The organism is Agrobacterium cavarae (genome assembly GCF_004310285.1).
Classification (GTDB): Bacteria; Pseudomonadota; Alphaproteobacteria; order Rhizobiales; family Rhizobiaceae; genus Agrobacterium; species Agrobacterium cavarae.
This window is the reverse complement of sequence record NZ_SISF01000027.1, coordinates 110841-129670: the sequence shown is the minus strand read 5'-3', so window position 1 is coordinate 129670 and position 18830 is coordinate 110841. Positions and strand designations below refer to the sequence as shown.

Below are 18830 nucleotides of genomic sequence, written 5' to 3'. Positions count from 1 at the left end.
TTCAGAGACGTGGAGAATTTAGACTAATGTCCGTTGTCAACATCCCAACCGTGTCGAAAGCGTCTTTCGCCGAACCAGCTGCAGTTCCGGCTTCCACGCGATTGCCGACTGCGGTGTCGTTTCAAGGCGTTACGCGCGACTTTGGCAACAAGCAGGTTTTGAAGGGCATCGACCTCAATATCCCTGCCGGCCAATTCCTCGCAGTGATTGGCAAAAGCGGCTGCGGCAAGAGCACCTTGCTTAGGCTCTTGGCCGGGCTCGACAAGCCAAGTTCCGGCTCCGTCACTGTCAAATCGCAGGATGGAAGCGCACGCACACGCATCATGTTCCAGGAACCCCGTCTATTACCCTGGGCGAGTGTCGCAAAGAATGTGGGCGTCGGCTTGACCGGTATCTCCAAGGGTGCGGAGGCACGTGAGCGATCTCTCTCGATCCTGCGCGACGTCGGCCTGGATGACCGCGCGGACGAGTGGCCGTCTGTTCTTTCCGGTGGGCAGCGGCAACGCGTGGCACTTGCCCGGGCCCTTGTCGCCAGACCGCAGGTTCTGGCACTGGACGAGCCGCTCGGAGCGCTCGACGCGCTTACCCGGATCGAGATGCAGCGGTTGTTGGAAGAAATTTGGCAACAGCAGAAATTCACAGCCGTCCTCGTTACCCATGACGTCACCGAGGCCGTGGCGCTTGCCGACCGCATTATCGTCATCGATGCCGGTCGGATTGCACTTGACATCGAGGTCTCCTTTGCGCGGCCACGCCGTCACGGTGCGCCGGAACTGGCCGCGCTTGAAGGAAAGATTTTGAGTGCGTTGTTCAAATGACGAGCGGATCGATATGATCGCTAGAGACATCCGACGAGATGGATCATCTTCTGTGCTCCGTCTGAAGTACTAAAGCATGTCGCGCAAGAGTGTGAAGCGGCTTTGCTATGCCAACATGCGCCAAACCAATGAACTGAAGCGCAAGGAGCGAATCTGAAAGATCGCGACATGCCTTAGAAAGACAACGGAGTCTACGCTACCCGCTCGGCCCCTTCTAAAACTAGGTGAGCGGGTTGCTCCGTTGTTAAATCTCCAGATCGGATAAGCGTCTCAAAAAGTTCGTAACCCCGCGGCCATCGTCCAAAACCGCTGGCGATATTGATGTGGCCCACGGGGCCGAGATTGATGAGATCACTGCCCCAAAGGCGGGCGGTCTGCGTCACCTCTTCACCCTTCATGTAAGGGTCGGTAGTGCTACCGACCACGAGGCTCGAAAAGGGAAGAGGCGACGTTGGAAACTTGCCGAACCGGACGATGCAAGGATGCAGTGCCTCGACTTCCTCCAGCGACGCAGGCGCAACGAGGAGTGCGGCCTTGATTTTGTCGGCCAGCGGCCGCTCGGCCATATTTGCAATCAACACGCAGCCGAGGCTGTGCGCCACGACATAGGCTTGGTCCACATCGGCCAGCGCGGCCTCGAACCGCGCCAACCAGTCCTGCAGCACTGGACACTGCCAGTCATCCTGATCGACCAGCTTGGCCGAAGGATCGTCGCGGAGCCAATGGTCCTGCCAGTGACCAGGAGGTGAGCCATTCAGTCCAGGAACAATCAGGGTCGTACACATGCATCATCCATAAGTGCAAAGCCCGCTGCCTCGAAGCAAGGGACGTCGTTCCTGAACGGCTGCAGCTATCAGCCTTGTGACGCGGCCGCCACCTTCGTAGGCGAAGGTCCAGGAGCGGAAGCAGTTTTTACATTGCCACCATGTCCGCCACCGCCGAAGACCTGCTGCTCGCCGAAGGACGAACGGATTTGCCCTCTGGCACCAGGGAGGCCAATCTCCGGGAAAAGCAGTTCGGAAACGCGATAGGCTTCCTCCAGATGGGGGTATCCCGAGGCTATAACGGTGTCGATGCCCAGTTCCTGATACTCACGCAAGCGAGCCGCGACCGTCTGCGGTGAACCGACGAGCGCCGTACCGGCACCCGATCGGACGAGGCCTATGCCCGCCCACAGGTTCGGCGAAACCTCCAGCTTGTCGCGCCGACCCTGGTGAAGAGACACCATGCGCGCCTGACCAACGGAATCCGAATTCTTGGCGAAGACTTCCTGCGCCGCGGCAATCGTCTCGTCAGACAGTTTGGAGATCAGTCTGTCGGCCGCTGCCCAGGCCTCCTCATCCGTCTCACGGACGATGAAGTGCAAACGAATACCGAACGTGACTTTCTTCCCATGCGCCTCAGCAGCTTTCCTCACCTTGACGATCTTTTCCGCAACCTGCTGCGGCGGCTCGCCCCAAGTCAGGTACTTGTCGGTGATGCCAGCGGAGAAGTCGATCGCGGCATCGGAGGATCCGCCAAAATAGATTGGCGGATGGGGTTGCTGAACAGGCGGCAGACCAAGGCGCGCATCGATCGCCTTTATGTAGCGGCCATCAAGATGGGCGTGACCGTTGGCAATAAGTGAGTTGAAGACCTGGAAGAACTCGTCCGCGTGATCGTACCGCTCGTCATGAGGAAGGAATATCCCATCGCCAGCAAGCTCCTGCGCGCTCCCGCCCACGACGATGTTGAGAAGCAGACGGCCGTTCGAAACACGGTCAAGCGTAGACGCCATTCGCGCATAGTAGGCAGGCGACGCGACACCCGGGCGGATCGCGACGAGGAACTTCAGTCTCTCCGTATGTGCTGCAAGATCAGCGGCAAGAATAAAAGACTCCTCACAGGCAGCGCCCGTCGGGATCAGCACGCCCGAATAGCCCAGCCGATCCGCAGCCTTGGCGATCTCGCGAAAGTAACCGGGATCGGAAGGCCTGCTCAGGTCGTCGGAACCAAGATAGGCGCCGTCTCCCGAGCTAGGGATAAACCAGAGAAAATCGAGTGGCTTGGCAACTGTCATGGTCGGATCCTATAGGCGCATTGAAGTGTCGCCGATCTTACAAAAGTCTACAAACTTGATAAGAAACCACATTCCAACACGCGTGCCGCCAGCGGAACAAACGTCTCCTGAAACACCCGACCTTCAGCCTGCGACTGCGTAGTTCGCATGGGGCGAGATCTTGCTCCTACACATCAGATCGCGAACACCCGCCGCGACAAAGATCGCATGCTCCGTTACCTGGGGCAGCCCCATCAATTCTCCAAACGCCCCTCGCGCAAGCGGACCGGCGATGAAGAGCGAAGTGGTGCTCTCGCCAAAGGTCGATATGGGATGAGATTGCGCGTCGACCAGGATACCAAGCCCGGTCGGGCAAGCCTGCAAGACTCCGGCCTCTTCAAGTTGTCGAAACAGTGGCTGACTTTGGAGAATGCCGCCATGTGCCGGCCCCGTGGTGACGACGATGGCATCGACATCAAGCGCCTCGACCTCCCCACTTAGGCGAGGCCTCAGCACGACCCGATAGCCTGCGGCGTTTTTCGTAATGGAAGAAAGCGAGGCTGCACGAACATCCATTTGGCCGCTTGCGATTGCCTGCTCCACAGCAGCTTCAACCTGGGGGGCGACCCGAAAGCGATGGACATCCCAGAACGGTCGCACGTGCCGGGCGATGCGTCTGCGCGCGGCGACGGGTAAGTTTTTCCAAATCTCCTGCCCCTGCCCCCTCACCGCGTCAACGACGCAGTGCCAGGTCATGCCCTGAGCCTCTGCCTCCCTTAGACGTTGACGGATGGCATGAAGAAGGGCGCTGGCAGACTGTTGTCGCTCGGACAGAAAATCGCCGAAAGGGTCCTGCCCGGCTGGTCCGTGGCCGCGCGATCTCAGCCCTCTGCGAGATACAGAGGTGATGTGGCCGGTATGTCCACGTCTTTTGAGCGACGCGACCACATCGGCAGCGGTCAGGCCATTGCCTATAATGAGAACGCGATGCGCAGCATCGATTGCGTCTATCGCATCAGGAACCGTGAAATCCGCAATCAACTTTGGGTCGTTCTGGAAAGGCACGAGCGCTCTGGGCAGCGAAGGCGGCGGGTGGCTCACCGCCAATACAACGATATCGGCAAGCAGCGCATTTCCGTCGGCCCCTATAATCTCATAACTGCCAGCTTTTTGAGATACCGCTACCGCGTCTGTTTGCCAGTGACCGATACGCCCGCTCTGCAAATAGGGGCGAAGACGTGCCGAAACATAATCGCCAAAGACAGACCGTCTGGGATAGGGAGAGCCATCGTGTCCGATAAGGTCACCATCGTGCTCGGACGGCAAATCTCTCAGATAAGTCTCGAAATCATCTGGTATGTCGGGAAAAAGCGTCATCCTCGCTGCAGGAACATTTACCCGGTGTGCTGGATCGATCGCGCTATACGCAAGACCGCGGCCCAAATCAGATCGGGGCTCCACGACGACCACGGATGCGTCGGCGGGAGTGTCTTCGCTTCCAACAAGATGCACCGCCGTCGCAGCGCCCGTAAATCCACCGCCGATAATTGCCACGCTGACGCGGTCAGATGACGCAGGAGAGAAAGACTTCATAGTTTTACGTCAATCCTGAAGCAAGGCTGACAACGCTGCACCGTCCCGCCCTAAACAATGGGGTAGCAGGCGAGACCCCAGAAGGCGATTTCCGCTTCTTGCTCACGATCGCGATTTTTGCTTTCGTCGTCACGACCGAGAGAATGCAGCGGCATTTCCTCAGGGGTAAATTCCGCCTTGGGAGCGCTTGGTTTAAATATCTTGAACATGTCGAGCGAAAACAGATTGAAACCAGTCGGCATTTCACCTTCTCCCTTTGTGAGACTTATAGTTTCGCCAGCTAAGGGGTGCGGGTCAAGATTCTCTACAAGATCACTATTCTATTTTTCGTGCGTTTCCGACAACGCTCTACCCTGTCCGGGCCTGCCGTTGAAAACATCCAAACTGCGTGCAAGAGTGGGGGGAGCAGCTGCACTCAAGCAGCATTCACTGCCGCACCATGATCAGCGCGCACCGCTAAGGAGCGTTCCAGCAACTCCGACAGGTGGCTTTTCAAAGCAGTGAACGCAGTAGAGTTTCGATCCCGTTTGCGCGCGAGATCGACACTGACCGTTTCGAATATCCGTCCAGGCGATGGCTGCATAACGACGATCCTGTCGGCGAGCACGACAGCCTCTTCGATATCATGCGTAACAAGCAGCATGGTCGTGCGCTGTTCGAGCCATAGATCCGAGAGATGATCTTGCAGAGATGTCCTCGTCATCGCATCAAGCGCCGAAAACGGTTCGTCCAGCAACAGAACCGCCGGCTCAACCACCAGAGCGCGAGCCAGCGAGACGCGCTGTGCCTGACCGCCGGACAGCTCGCGCACCCACCGGTCTCCATAGGCCGACAGACCCAGACGGTCCAACGCCTGCAAAACACGAAGGTGACGATCTTCGCGAGAGAGGTGCTTCAGCCCGAAGCCGATATTGTCCGCGACACTCAACCACGGAAAGAGCCTTGGTTCCTGGAAAACAAGGTTCACACGTTCATCGGGTTCGGTAAGCGTCTTATCCTGGAGGATGATGCGGCCGCGCGTCGCGCTCTCAAGACCCGACACAAGCCGCAGCAGCGTGCTTTTGCCACATCCAGAGCCACCAATGATAGCGAGCACCTCTCCCGGCTTGATCTCAAGACTGAAGCCACTGATCGCTTGCGTGCCATTGGGAAAGGTCTTCGATAGTGCATCTATGATTAACATCTTATCTCTTCCGGCCGTGGTGATCATGCCACCGAACAAAAGGCGCGCTACCGACAATCAGCAGCGTGTCCGTCAACTTTCCGAAGACAGCGAAAATGAGGATCGCAGCCAGAATCTGGTCGGGCTTGCCCAGTTGCTGCCCATCCACGAGAAGATAGCCAAGCCCGTTCGAAGCACCCATGAACTCCGCAGCCACCACGAACATCCAGCCAAGCCCGAGACCGGCCCGAAGTGCCAGCACATAGTCCGGCAAGACGGAAGGCAGAAGAATACGCCGCACAAGTCGGAAATCAGACAGACGAAATATTCGACCGACTTCCACCACCTTACGATCGACACCACGAACGGCGCCGTAAACGCCGAGATAGACTGGAAAGAAGACACCGACGGCAATCAGCGCGACCTTGGATGCTTCGAATATCCCAAACCACAGTATAAACAACGGGACCCAGGCAATGGATGGAATGGCGCGAAGCGCTTGCAGCGTTGGGTCGAGTAGACGGCTCAAACGCTGTGAATATCCGGTGACGGCACCGATGACTGTGCCAAAAGCAGCGCCTGCCAAAAAACCGACCGCGACACGCCAGAGCGTAATGCCAATGTGACCTGCCAGTTCGCCCGAAGATGCAAGTTCGCCGATGGTCTGGAAGACGCGCGACGGCGGCGGCATCAACCGTCCCTCGATAAGTCCGGAACGGACCAGACCCTCCCATAGGAGGAGGAGAATGCATGGAAATATCAGGCCGAAAACTGGATTGTCGAGAACCGGGACGCGTATCGCACGCATCCCGGTTTCTTTCTTCTGACTGTCCGCCCGCCACAAATCGGCCAACGCCATTGAACAACTCCCTATTGGCCGAGCGCGCTACCATAGGTTGGATCGATCAAGTCGCTTGTCACTTTCTTTACATCAACATCCGTCTTGATCACGCCCGCCTGTTGCAGGGCGATGCCTGCCGCCTCGATGGTCTCCCGTTGCTCGTCACCGATCCTGGAATGGCTGAGATCGGTACGCTCAAGCTGCTTTGCGATGACGCTATCCGGCAGTTTCGTTGCAGTCACCAGCGCAGCCTTCAGAACACCGGGCTCGGCGATCGCTTTCTTACGCGCGACCTCATAGGCAGCAATCACGCGGGAAACGACTTCGGGATGTTCCTTCGCAAACGCTTCACGAACATTCAAAATGCCCCAACTGTTGTTCTCTGGCTTGCGATAAAACAGGACATCGCCGTTCTCCACCTCAGCCGAGGCCATAATCGGATCGAGACCGGCCCAGGCATCAACATCCCCACGCTGCAACGCCAGCTTGCCATCCGCGTGCTGCAGAAGCACAAGTTTGACATCCTTCTCGGAAAGGCCAGCTTCCGCCAAAGCGCGGACCAGAAAAATATGCGGATCAGTTCCGCGTGTCACAGCAATGGATTTACCCTTCAGATCCGCCACCTTGGCAATGCCGGTGTCTTTCCGGGTCACAAGCGCCGTCCATTCAGGACGGGAATAAACATAGACCGATTTGATGGGATTACCGTTGACGCGCCCTATGAGAGCGGCAGCACCTGCGGTCGAGCCGAAATCCAGCGATGAGGCATTAAGGAACTCCAGCGCCTTGTTGGAGCCCGCGGACTGCACCCAGGTCACCTTGATGCCGTCCTTGCTGAACTCCTTCTCCAACAGACCGTCATTCTTCAGCACCAGACTGACAGGATTATAGGTCGCCCAATCGATGCGTATCTCAGAAAGCTCGGCCGCCAGCGCCTGACCAAAGGTCGTCACGGATGCCAAAAGACCAAGCGCCAATCCCAAAACAACCTTCATCGTCTGCTCCCTTTAAAACAATGAAGTCAATCTATGATTTTAATCAACTTCTGAAAGGTGCCCCTTTCTAAAGTTTGTACGGGCTTTAGAATAAAGCAGTCGCAAAGCGGTCTCAGAGATATTTTGCCGTTATCGGAAGATCGACTTTCGAAAAGCGCATGCGTCGATCTATTAGTGGACCCTCGCACGACGCTCTGACGGCTGCTCAGGTGCACGGGCAGCGGGCAATCGTCGCAACTTGACGCCGACGTCGAAGCGATTGCCACCAAACCATATAAAATCGGTAGAATTTACTGCGAAGGCTCTGACAAAGCAAATTACTTTCCTCTCACCTTCACCAATTTGGATTGCCCTGCTTGGTTGCTCTGCCTGTCGTCTGGAATGCTTTCAATGTGAGGCAACTCACCTCACGAAATTCACAGATAATGACATTCGGGATGACGGCATGGGCGGCGCGAGCGAATTTCTCTGGTACATTCCAAACGACACGAAAGCTGGCCACCGGGGAGACATTGCATCAGCCGATCATAACAGCCTCGCCACCCTGACCTCCCACGCCAAGGCGTTGGAACAAAACGGCTGGAAAGGCGCGCTGATCGGAACTGGTTGGGGCCGGCCGGACACATTTACGGTTGCCACAGCGCTCGCAGCGCAAACCTCAACCTTCGAACCACTGGCTGCCATTCGCCCAGGCTATTGGCAGCCAGCGCACTTTGCCTCCGCGGGAGCAACTCTTGATGAACTGTCGGGCGGACGCCTTCGCATCAACATCGTCTCAGGTCGAGATGATCTCGCCGCCTATGGAGACAGTGAAGGCGATCAGGCACAACGTTACGCCCGCACGAAGGAATTCATGCGGCTGGTACGACGGCTCTGGACCGAGCAAAGTGTGAATTTCCACGGGAAGCACTTTCAGCTTTCCAACTCAACTGCTCAGCCCCGGATCACTAAGAGGGAAGGTCGCCCGCATCCGAAGCTCTACTTTGGCGGTGCCTCGGATGCTGCGGAACAGGTCGCGGCAACGGAAGCGGATGTTCAGCTTTTCTGGGGCGAACCACTGCAATCCATAAAGGACCGTATCGAGCGACTGAAGGACCTCAGCAAACGGCTGGACCGCGATTTGCCGCCACTGGAATTTGGCCTGCGTATCACCACTGTCGTTCGAAGCACGACCGCGGAAGCCTGGCGTGATGCGGAAGACAGGGTCGCCGAAATGGCAAAAGGGAGCGGTGCACGCTGGAACGATCATCTCCAGTCCGTCGCGGTGGGCCAGCAGCGATTATACGATCTGCAACAACAAGGTGATGTGCTCGACGATAACCTTTATACAGCCCCGGGACGCGTCGGCGGCGGTGGAGCCGCAACCACCTGGCTCGTCGGGTCGGCGGTGAATGTCGCTGCTTCCCTCAATAAGTACCGAGACCTCGGCATCACGAAATTCATATTATCGGATACGCCTTATCTGAGAGAGATTGAGCGGCAGGGAAAAGAGCTTCTCCCGCTACTCGAAACTCACCAGCAGGAATGAGGATTGATCTCCAACAGGTTGATAACGCCTCGGGATTATTCGCTACGGCGCACTCCATCCGATCCCGCTACCCATCATCGGGGCATGCGCGCCAAAGTATTGCCACCGAGTGCGGTGTTGCAAAATTTCTCCTGCAGATCCCCGAGAATTTAGAATGTTACGCCCAAAGATAAAGCGATAAGCGGTCGCTCATATCTCTATAAAATGAATAGATTTCATAAATTGAATGTCATGAGATATCACATGGAGAACCGCTCATGACAAAGCTTTCCCGCCGCGCTTTCGCCGCTCTTATCGCAGCCTCTGCCGTCAGCACTTCCTTCCTCGCCACGCCCGCGTGGAGTGCCGAGACGACCATCAATATCGGCTACCAGCCGATCGTCGAGCCATCCCGTGTGCCACAGGCGGACGGCACTTACGAAAAAGCGACGAAAGCCAAGATCAACTGGCAGAAGTTCGATGGTGGCGCGGATGTAATCGCCGCGATTGCATCCGGTTCGATCGATATTGGTTACGTCGGCTCCTCACCGCTGGCAGCTGCCGCAAGCCGCCAATTGCCGATTGAAACGATTGCTCTCGTCGGTCTCATCAGTGAGGCGGAAGCGCTTGCCGTTCGAGGAGTTACCAAGCCGGAAGATCTAGCAGGAAAAAAGATTGCGACGCCCTTCGTATCGACGGCCCATTACAGCCTGCTGACGGCCTTGAAGCACTGGAACATCGATCCGAAGACGGTGAACATCCTCAACCTCCGCCCGCCGGAAATTGCCGCAGCCTGGGCGCGCGGTGATATCGATGGTGCTTATGTCTGGGACCCGGTACTTTCCGAGATAAAGAAAACCGGCACGGTACTTGCCACATCCGCCGATGTCGCCAACTGGGGCGGGCCGACCTTCGACGCATGGATTGTCAGCAAGAGCTTTGCCGACGCGCATCCTGATCTTGTCAAAGCCTTCGTCAAGGTGACGGGTGATGCGACTGCCGCTTACCGCGCCAACCCTGAAGCCTGGAATGCGACATCGCCGGAAGCTGCGAAGATCGCCCGCCTTACCGGCGCCAAACAGGAAGAGGTTGCCGCACTCCTGAAAGGCTATATCTTCCCCACACTTCAAGAGCAGGCTGGCGCCGACTTGCTGGGCGGCGGAACGGTCAAGGCTGTTGCGGCGACCTCGGCTTTCCTCAAGGAGCAAGGAAAGATCCCCGCGACACTTGACGACTATAGCGCGTACGTCTCTCCGCACTGGGTTCAGGACGCAGCAAAGCTGTCCTTCTGATCTGTTGAGCCTACCTGAGAACCGGCATGCCGTGCCGGTTCTTCCAGTTGTAATGCGAGGAAATCCATGCCCAGTCGCCTCACCTTTGACACCGTCAGCCTGACCTACCCCGGCCGGAGCAAAGCAGCACCCGATGTTCACGTTCTGGAGCGTATCAATCTCTCGATCACCAGCGGTGAATTTGTTGTGGTCATCGGCCGGTCGGGTTCCGGTAAGACGAGCCTCCTCAATCTGGCAGCCGGTTTCCAAGCTCCGACATCGGGTACTATTTTGCTCGACGGAAGGCCGATATCCGGCCCAGGAGTAGAGAGAGCTGTCGTCTTTCAAGACGACGCACTTTATCCGTGGCTGAATGCCCGGGATAACATCGCCTTCCCCTTATCGCTCAAGAACGTGCCGCCTGCGGAGCGCCGCAAGATCGCCAATGATCTCCTGATCCGCGTTGGCCTTGACGGTGCTGGCGACCGGCGCATATGGGAACTGTCGGGTGGGATGCGCCAACGCGTCGGCATTGCCCGGGCGCTTGCTGCCGAACCAAGCTTCCTGCTGCTCGACGAGCCGCTTGGCGCACTGGATGCCCTGACACGTACAAAACTGCAACTGTTCCTTCTCGACATTTGGAAGACGAGCCAGTCCGGCGCTCTGCTGATCACGCACAGCATCGAAGAGGCTTTGCTGCTGGCGACCCGCATTGTCGTGCTACAGCCAAATCCCGGCCGGATCGGCACCATCCTCGAAAGCGGCTTCGCCGAGGAAATCCTGTCCGGTGTCGATCCGCGCAAAGTTCGTCAGTCTCCGCTGTTCCGCAGCATGCATGACGGGTTGACGGCGCTCATTCACGATACGGCAGATGAGGAACTCGCAGCATGACGCTCCTTGCCGACACCGCAAAGATCAAAGCAGAAAGCCATTCCGTGACCGGACAGCCCAAAGCCTGGCAATCGCGCCTGCGCGTTCCAACCCTCGCCATTTCGATTCTCACTGGCCTCACGCTTCTGGGAGCGTGGTGGATAGCGTCTGCCCTCAACGTCGTCTCCCCAGTCTTTCTGCCTTCTCCGCCAGTTGTCGCGGCCTCCTTCGGTACGCTCTTCACAACGGGATTTGTAGACTCCACTTTGCTGGAGCACCTTGCTGCAAGTCTCGGGCGCGTGCTTGGCGCCTTGGCTGTCTCCCTGTCCCTCGGTATTCCCGTCGGCCTGCTGATTGCTCTCAGTCGCGTCGGTCGAGGCGTTCTCGACCCGATCGTCGAGTTCCTCAGGCCTCTACCGCCGTTGGCCTACCTTCCGCTGATCATCATCTGGGTCGGCATCGGTGAAGCCTCGAAGGTGACGGTGATTGCCCTTTCCATGCTGCCACCGATCATCCTGTCGACGAGTGCAGGTGTCAAAGCCGTGCCAAAGGATTTCGTCAATGCCGCCCGTGCCTTCGGCGCCACCCGCACCCAGGTCCTGACACGCGTTTTGCTGCCTGCATCCGTGCCGTCGATCCTGACCGGCATCCGCATTGCGCTTGGGACTGGCTGGTCGACACTTGTGGCAGCCGAACTGGTAGCAGCCACCCGCGGCCTCGGCTTCATGATCCAATCGGCTGCGCAGTTCCTGGTCACCGATATTGTCATAGCGGGAATTGTAGTGATCGCCATCATTGCCTTCGCACTCGAATGGCTTGCTCGACTTATAGAGCGGCGCTTCGTGCCATGGGCCGATCCATTACGCAGGCGCTGATGAAACAGGGCGCTATCAGGTTTGTGAGTGGTCGCCGCCTTGGATTGGCTCACGTCCCAAGGCGTTGTAACTCTCCTGGAGACGACGTTCCCGGACAGTTCAACCTGAGCGCTATCTTGCCCACCGCGCCTGCAAGATGTGAGTGCCTTGGTCCTCTCTCGAATAGTCTCCGCGAGGGAGGCGGAGTCCGCGTGCATATCCGACAAGAGCAAACGCACAGACAAGTCTTGGCGACAAAACTCGTGCCCTAAGAGAAAAATCGGTTCGGGAAATAATATTCTACAGGATTAATAGAAAAAAGGAATGACCGGTCTTCCTACCTGGGCAGTGCGGTCGTAGACATTGTCTTATCCAACCGACCGCCCATGAGGGAGAAGGCCGAAAATGTCACGCTATATCATCATCGGGGCTGGCGCAGTCGGCGCAAGCCTCGCTGCCCAGTTCGCCTTGTCCGACATCGACTACGTTCTCGTCGGGCGGGGTGCTCAGATCAGGCATATAAAGCAGCATGGTCTGACATTTCGCAGGCCCGACGGTGTGCGCCAAATCGACCTTTCCGCATTTGATCTAGAAGAGCCGCCAGAGCTGCGAAAGGATGACATTCTCCTTCTCACGGTCAAGTCCCAGGATGCAGCCAGCGCGCTCGCCTTCTGGTCATGGCGCGACGTCGCCGGTTCACGCCTGCCGGCGTCATTGTCCTTGCCGATCGTCACATTCCAGAACGGTCTTGCAACAGAAGCCGCAGCTCTTCGAACATTTGCCAATGTTTACGGGGCGAGCATTCTGACCCCAGCCCTCTTTACGCGAACTGGCACGGTCGCTGTCGCGGGAGACCCGCAGCTTGGTATTGCCACGGTCGGGCGGTTTCCGGTGGGGCACGATGCGCTGAGCGACCAGATCGCAGAGGATCTGACCAAAGCAGGATATCTTGCCGAAGCCACCAGCGATATCCGTCGATGGAAGGCAGCAAAGCTCCTTCACAATGTCCGGAACGCTCTTGAGCTGTTTGACGGCAAGCCGGATCTCCGCGAAGATATCGGCACCGCACTTGTCAATGAGGCAACGCAGGCGCTTCAGGCTGGAGGCTATTCCCTCGCCTCGCCGTCAGAACGCCGCATAGACATTTCCAACTGGCGCGTTGCGCCGGGCAGCGGCGTCTCCCCTGGCCAGCAATCCACGTGGCAGAGTTTTACGCGCGGCGCATCGAGTGAAGTCGATTTTCTCAATGGCGAGATCGTGCTTCTTGGCCGGCTTCACGGCGTTGCGACGCCGTACAACGAGGCAGTTCAACGCTTGGCAGGTCAACTTGCCGAGAAGGCGCAATTTACAGAGCCCCTGGCGCTGGAGGCGATTATTGCACTACTCAATCAAGACTCAGACACGTTGCCCGTAGGACTGAGAACACAGCAGGAGCCCACCGTTTCCCGTAATTTCAATCCAGCAGCGTGACGCAATACAATGAGAGAAGCCATATCGGACCAAATCATCGCCGCAGCGGGCGGTCTCTTCTATCGCGAGGGCATCAGGGCCGTCGGTATCGATCGCATCATCGAAGAGGCGAACGTTGCCAAAGCAACGCTTTATCGGCACTTTCCTTCCAAGGATCACCTTGTTGCCGCCTATCTATCGGCGCGTCATGACCGGGTCATCCAGTCGTTGAATGAGGTGGTTTCCTCCGCCTTGCCACCCAGAGCACAGATCGTTTCAATCTTCGAGCGGCTCCATGAAAAAGCAGACAGCCCGGATTTTCGAGGATGCGCCTTTGCTCTGGCCGTAGCCGAGCACGGCGAATCCGACAAGGTCTGTTCGGTCGCGCGGCACCACAAAGCCGTGGTTCGCGGCATTTTCTCCACGATCCTGAGCAAAGCGGGGATCGCAGACGAACTGACAGCCGCCCACCTTGCGCTTCTCTACGAGGGAGCGCTGGCAACGGTTGCCGTCGGACGAGATCCGCAGCCAGTCTTGCTTGCTCGCGACTGCGCTCTTTCCGTTTTCGATACAGCCTCTCCCCCCTCTCCCTCGATTGAAAGCAGCTCTTTATGACGAAGACGATCGACTACTTCTTTAGCATCGGCTCGCCTTGGGCGTTTATTGGACTCGAGCCATTTGCCGCGCTCGCGGCTCAATACGACGTCAACATACGACCCCATGTTATTCCACTGATCGAAGAAAATGGAGGGATCTACTCCCGCAATCGGCCCGAAGTTCGCCGTGCTTATTGGACGAAGGATCTCAAGCGCTGGGCGGCTTTGCGTGGAAAGGTACTGAGCTTCGACAATCGTGCAGGTCTTTCCGATCCCGCACCCGCGGGCGCCCTTGTCGTGGCCGCGTTTGAAGCCGGCGAGGACTGGCTCGCCTTAACCCTGGCGTTTCAGGAGGCGTTTTGGGTGCGAGACGAGGATATTGGCAGCGCTGAAGTGCGTCTTGCGATCGCAAGTGCCGCAGGCTTTGATGCCGCGGCATTGGAAGAGCGGAGTCAGAGCGGCGCGATCGCAGACCTTCGCAAAGCAAGTTACGAGACGGCGAAATCTGCCGGCGTGTTTGGGGTACCCACATATCGCTACGAGGACGAACTCTACTGGGGCCAGGACAGCCTTCATTTTCTTGAACGCCATCTCAAGGGCGACCGGCTCGCTGCCTGAGCCTCAGACAAGATGAGGCAGGCGGCGCTCCCGCCTGCCTATAAAACATGACCCTCCCGCATGCCGCCTCCGTAAGACGCGCCGCGCGGCTCTTCCGGAAAGCAACCCATGACGTCACTCTCGCCCGCTCTGTTGCAAGCCCTTCACGCTCTTCTTGGTGACAGATTTTCGACATCGGTTGCTCTGCGAGAGCAGCACGGACGTGGGGAGGCCCACCATGCCGCAGCGCTTCCCGCGGCTGTTGCGTTTGCCGAAACAACCGCTGAAGTGTCTGAGATCGTCAAGCTTTGCGCATCGGAGAATATCCCGGTTATCGCTTTCGGCGCTGGCACATCGCTGGAAGGACACCTCTCAGCTGTCAGAGGTGGCGTATCAATCGACCTGTCGCGCATGTCGAAGATAACGCGCGTCAGCGCGGAAGATCTGGATTGCACGGTGGAAGCTGGGGTGACGCGCGAACAACTCAACGCCTATCTACGGGACTCTGGCTTGTTTTTCCCCATCGACCCTGGCGCCAATGCCTCGCTGGGCGGCATGGCTGCAACGCGTGCTTCTGGCACAAATGCGGTCCGCTACGGCACCATGCGAGAAAATGTGCTCGGCTTGACTGTCGTTCTCCCGAACGGCCAGATCATCAAAACCGGCGGCCGCGCGAGAAAATCCTCCGCCGGCTATGATTTGACCCGCCTGTTCGTCGGTTCCGAGGGGACGCTTGGAATCATCACCGAGGTAACGTTGCGTCTGTACGGGATTCCGGAGACCATATCCGCGGCGCTCTGCTCCTTTGAGGATGTGCAACAGGCCGTCGCCTCTGCCATTCAGATCGTTCAACTCGGTATCCCCATCGCCCGCATGGAGTTGATGGACCGCGGCCTGATCAAGGCCGTCAATGCCTATTCGGGGCTGAATATGAAGATCGAGGACACGCTCGCCTTCGAATTTCACGGCTCACCGGCAGGTGTGGCGGAACAGGTCGAGCTGGTCTCGGCCATTGTCGAGGAGAATGGCGGCAAGGATTTCGAGTGGGCGAATGCGCCGGAAGAGCGTAACCGACTGTGGAAGGCCCGCCACAATGCTTTCTACGCCGTCGTTTCGCAACGGCCGAACGCCAAGGGTTGGTCGTCGGATGTTTGCGTCCCCGTTTCGAGGTTAGGTGACTGCATATTGGAGACACGAGCGCTTCTAAAGGACTGCACGGTTCCCACTGCGATCCTTGGCCATGTCGGCGACGGCAATTATCACGTTGTCTTTGCCGTGGATCCAAACAACGCGGAAGAACTCGTCGAAGTCGCTGCAATCAACAAGAAAATGGTTCGCCACGCGATCTCGGTGGGCGGCACATCGACCGGAGAACATGGTGTGGGAACCGGCAAGATCGCCTATCTTCGCGAGGAGCATGGCGATGCCGTGGATCTGATGAGCGTCATCAAGCGGGCAGTGGATCCCGCCGGCATCATGAATCCCGGAAAGATCCTGCCGTGAGACGCAGCCGCGACCGTTCTGAGAAAAGCGAGTGCAGTGATGGATCTCTTTAAACCCCACAGCTCCCACTGGGGCGCGTTTTCTGGGCGGATAAATGACGGTCGTTTAGAGGTTCGGCCCCATGATAAGGATCCGTACCCATCACCGTTGCTTGGTAATCTGTCTGCCGTCGCCGACAGCCCAGCGCGCATCCAGCGGCCAGCCGTCCGGCGTGGATGGTTGGAGCAAGATCGCACCCACACGCAACGGCGTGGTGGGGACGAATTCGTCGAAGTGTCATGGGAAACGGCCGAGGCGCTTGTCGCCGCGGAACTTCGCCGCATCTATGAAACGCATGGTCCGTCATCCGTTTTCGGTGGCTCCTATGGCTGGTCGAGTGCAGGACGGTTTCACCATGCCCAAAGCCAAATCCACCGCTTTCTGAACGTGCTTGGCGGCTATGTACGATCCGTGAACACGTATAGTTCGGGGGCCGCGATGGTGATTATCCCACATGTGCTCGGTCCCTATGACAGCTTCGATCGCAAGAGCGTCACCTGGGACGCCATCGAACGCAGCACCGAGCTTCTCGTCGCTTTTGGCGGCATGGCGATCAAGAATGCCGATGTCCATGGCGGCGGTATCAGCAAGCATACGGTCCGACAGACGCTGGGCGGGGCTGGCAAACGGGGCGCGCGCTTCATCTCCATCAGCCCATTAAGAGACGACTTTGCAACCGAACTAAGCCCCGAATGGCTTGCGGTCAAACCCGGCACGGACGTCGCGCTCATGCTCGGGCTGGCATACACGCTTGTTACCGAAGGGCTGCACGATCACGCATTTCTTCGACGCTGCACCATCGGATACGACACGTTTGAGACGTATCTTCTGGGAAGAGAGGACGGCCGGCCCAAAAGCGCGGACTGGGCAGCCTCGATCTGCGGGATCGATGCTGAAACGATCCGAGCCCTTGCGTGGAGAATGGCAAGCAACCGCACCCTGATCACCGTCAGTCACTCGCTCCAGCGAGCCGATTTTGGCGAGCAGCCGGTGTGGATGGGGATCGTGCTGGCAGCGATGCTCGGCCAGATCGGGCTCGATGGCGGCGGCTTCTCCTACTCGCTCGGCGCGCTTGGCAATATCGGCAAGACGTTGCTGGCCGTTCCTCTACCTACACTCAACCAGTTCAAAAATCCGATGGCAGATTACATTCCCTGCGCCCGGATCGCGGACATGCTTCTCGATCCCGGCGGAGAGTTTCACTATAACGGCCACTCCTTACGCTATCCGGATATCCGTCTGGTCTATTGGGCGGGTGGAAATCCGTTTCATCACCATCAGGATATCAATCGCCTGCGTGCGGCGTTCAAGCGTCCCGAGACGATCATCGTTCACGAGTCTGCCTGGACGTCGACGGCGCGACATGCCGACATCGTGCTTCCGGCCACAACCACGCTGGAACGTGACGATATCGGCGCTGCAGACCGCGACCCCCTGATGATTGCAATGAAACGGCTGATCGATCCCGTCGGTGCGGCAAGAGACGATTACGATATCTTCGCCGGAATCGCCCAGCAACTCGGAAAGTCAGATGCTTTTACCGAAGGCCGCAGCAGCCGCGAATGGCTGGCCTTTCTCTACGAAACAACCCGCTCGGCGCTGGAAGCGCAGGGGCACGACGCGCCGGATTTCGAAACATTCTGGCAGCGCGGCGAGCTTGTCCTGCCGACAAAAGCTGATGATGGTGGCCCGGCCCAGGCCTTTCGGGCAGATCCGGAGGCCGCGCCACTTCCGACACCTTCGGGAAAGATCGAAATCTTCTCAAGTACGGTCGAGAGCTTCGGTTACGACGACTGCAAGGGCCATCCGCGCTGGTTCCCGGCGCGAAGCGAAACGGACGGTGAAGCTAATCTCTATCCGCTCCACCTCGTCTGCAACCAGCCCCGGCAGCGGCTTCACAGCCAGCTCGACTATGGCGATTACAGCCGTTCCACCAAGATCAAAGAGCGGGAGCCCGTACGTATTCACCCGGAGGACGCCAGCCGACGCGGTATTTCGCAGGGCGATATTGTCCGGCTCTTCAATGCAAGAGGCAGTTGCCTTGTAGGCGCGCTCTTGAGCGAAGACGTGATGCCAGGCGTTCTGCAGCTTTCGACGGGCGCCTGGTTTGAGCCGGACGATCCCGCGGCAAAGCGGACGATGTGCATCCACGGCAACCCCAACATTCTGACCCGCGATATCGGCACCTCGAAACTCGCACAGGGCTCGACTGGACAGATCGCCAGGGTCGAGGTCGAGCGCTATGCGGGCGAACCGCCGAGGGTGACAATTTTCGAGGCCATCACTTTCGCACCAGGCGGCGAGGAATTGGCGGTCTCACGCCGATACGCGTCAAAGCCGGCCAGCACTGGTTCCAGCCGACGCTGAAACAGCAATCCAACCAGCAGCGAAAACGGCGGCAAATTAATCCCCTAAAACTATAGAAAAAGAACAACCAGTCTTTCTCTCTGCCGCCTCGCTGTTAGATTAGGCGTCAAGATAAACAGATCAACGCAAGGGGGCTGCTCATGACCGAACTATGTAGAAGCGGGCGCGCTCTAGACGCTGGCAAGCGTTCGACACGTTCTGGCCAGCGCTAACAGCACGCTCTTCCTTTCATCGACAGGCTTTCGACGTCTCGTCGCGTGTGCGGCGGGGACGGACATTCGCATGCTTTGCGGGGCCGTTCGACAGCCAGATCATCCCAAGATTTTCAAT

General features: G+C 58.0%; 17 protein-coding genes. 10 read left to right on the top strand and 7 right to left on the bottom strand.

All coding sequences use genetic code 11. The annotated features are described in order from the left end of the window. Positions 1 to 26 precede the first annotated feature (26 nt). Complete coding sequence (locus EYC79_RS08270; protein ID WP_130977647.1) at positions 27 to 818, top strand: ABC transporter ATP-binding protein; 792 nt, start codon at positions 27 to 29, stop codon at positions 816 to 818. A 191-nt stretch (positions 819 to 1009) separates the two neighbouring features. On the opposite strand, the gene EYC79_RS08265 is transcribed toward EYC79_RS08270, so the two are convergent. From EYC79_RS08265 to EYC79_RS08235, 7 genes are all read right to left on the bottom strand, one after another. Next, positions 1010 to 1603: an alpha/beta hydrolase gene (locus EYC79_RS08265; protein ID WP_130977646.1), complete on the bottom strand. Its 594-nt coding sequence runs from the start codon at positions 1601 to 1603 to the stop codon at positions 1010 to 1012. A gap of 68 nt (positions 1604 to 1671) precedes the next feature. After that, on the bottom strand, positions 1672 to 2877 hold the full coding sequence (gene ssuD / locus EYC79_RS08260) for an FMNH2-dependent alkanesulfonate monooxygenase (RefSeq protein WP_130977645.1): 1206 nt from the start codon (positions 2875 to 2877) through the stop codon (positions 1672 to 1674). Between the two features lie 123 nt (positions 2878 to 3000). Next, complete coding sequence (locus EYC79_RS08255; protein WP_130977644.1) at positions 3001 to 4449, bottom strand: FAD/NAD(P)-binding protein; 1449 nt, start codon at positions 4447 to 4449, stop codon at positions 3001 to 3003. A 50-nt stretch (positions 4450 to 4499) separates the two neighbouring features. Continuing rightward, entirely contained in the window at positions 4500 to 4691 is a 192-nt protein-coding gene (locus tag EYC79_RS08250) for a hypothetical protein (RefSeq protein ID WP_130977643.1), read from the bottom strand. A 173-nt stretch (positions 4692 to 4864) separates the two neighbouring features. Continuing rightward, entirely contained in the window at positions 4865 to 5632 is a 768-nt protein-coding gene (locus tag EYC79_RS08245; protein ID WP_130977642.1) for an ABC transporter ATP-binding protein, read from the bottom strand. 1 nt (position 5633) lies between these two features. Continuing rightward, positions 5634 to 6419, bottom strand: a complete 786-nt coding sequence (locus EYC79_RS08240) for an ABC transporter permease (protein ID WP_245495231.1) — start codon at positions 6417 to 6419, stop codon at positions 5634 to 5636. A 62-nt stretch (positions 6420 to 6481) separates the two neighbouring features. Further along, on the bottom strand, positions 6482 to 7447 hold the full coding sequence (locus EYC79_RS08235; RefSeq protein ID WP_130977640.1) for an aliphatic sulfonate ABC transporter substrate-binding protein: 966 nt from the start codon (positions 7445 to 7447) through the stop codon (positions 6482 to 6484). Positions 7448 to 7892: 445 nt separating this feature from the next. On the opposite strand from EYC79_RS08235, the gene EYC79_RS08230 reads away from it, so the two are divergent. The 9 genes from EYC79_RS08230 (at position 7893) to EYC79_RS08190 (ending at position 18500) form a co-directional block, all read left to right on the top strand. Next, the gene (locus EYC79_RS08230) at positions 7893 to 8975 is read left to right on the top strand and encodes an LLM class flavin-dependent oxidoreductase (protein WP_130977639.1); all 1083 of its coding nucleotides are present in this window, start codon (positions 7893 to 7895) and stop codon (positions 8973 to 8975) included. A gap of 257 nt (positions 8976 to 9232) precedes the next feature. After that, positions 9233 to 10246 (top strand): taurine ABC transporter substrate-binding protein, encoded by a 1014-nt coding sequence (gene tauA / locus EYC79_RS08225; RefSeq protein WP_130977638.1) that lies wholly within the window; start codon positions 9233 to 9235, stop codon positions 10244 to 10246. 66 nt (positions 10247 to 10312) lie between these two features. Next, the gene (locus tag EYC79_RS08220) at positions 10313 to 11116 is read left to right on the top strand and encodes a taurine ABC transporter ATP-binding protein (protein ID WP_130977637.1); all 804 of its coding nucleotides are present in this window, start codon (positions 10313 to 10315) and stop codon (positions 11114 to 11116) included. Continuing rightward, positions 11113 to 11970 carry an ABC transporter permease subunit gene (locus tag EYC79_RS08215; RefSeq protein WP_082546299.1) on the top strand — a complete coding sequence of 286 codons (858 nt, stop codon included), beginning with the start codon at positions 11113 to 11115 and terminating at the stop codon, positions 11968 to 11970. The genes EYC79_RS08220 and EYC79_RS08215 overlap by 4 nt, the downstream gene beginning before the upstream one ends. 384 nt (positions 11971 to 12354) lie before the next feature. Then, complete coding sequence (locus tag EYC79_RS08210; protein WP_130977636.1) at positions 12355 to 13419, top strand: ketopantoate reductase family protein; 1065 nt, start codon at positions 12355 to 12357, stop codon at positions 13417 to 13419. 9 nt (positions 13420 to 13428) lie between these two features. Continuing rightward, the gene (locus EYC79_RS08205) at positions 13429 to 14013 is read left to right on the top strand and encodes a TetR/AcrR family transcriptional regulator (protein WP_062423801.1); all 585 of its coding nucleotides are present in this window, start codon (positions 13429 to 13431) and stop codon (positions 14011 to 14013) included. Beyond that, complete coding sequence (locus tag EYC79_RS08200) at positions 14010 to 14612, top strand: 2-hydroxychromene-2-carboxylate isomerase (RefSeq protein WP_130977635.1); 603 nt, start codon at positions 14010 to 14012, stop codon at positions 14610 to 14612. Before EYC79_RS08205 ends, EYC79_RS08200 begins: the two co-directional genes overlap by 4 nt. 108 nt (positions 14613 to 14720) lie before the next feature. Beyond that, the gene (locus EYC79_RS08195; protein ID WP_130977634.1) at positions 14721 to 16094 is read left to right on the top strand and encodes an FAD-binding oxidoreductase; all 1374 of its coding nucleotides are present in this window, start codon (positions 14721 to 14723) and stop codon (positions 16092 to 16094) included. A gap of 39 nt (positions 16095 to 16133) precedes the next feature. Further along, positions 16134 to 18500 carry a molybdopterin guanine dinucleotide-containing S/N-oxide reductase gene (locus EYC79_RS08190; protein WP_130977633.1) on the top strand — a complete coding sequence of 789 codons (2367 nt, stop codon included), beginning with the start codon at positions 16134 to 16136 and terminating at the stop codon, positions 18498 to 18500. Positions 18501 to 18830 lie beyond the last annotated feature (330 nt).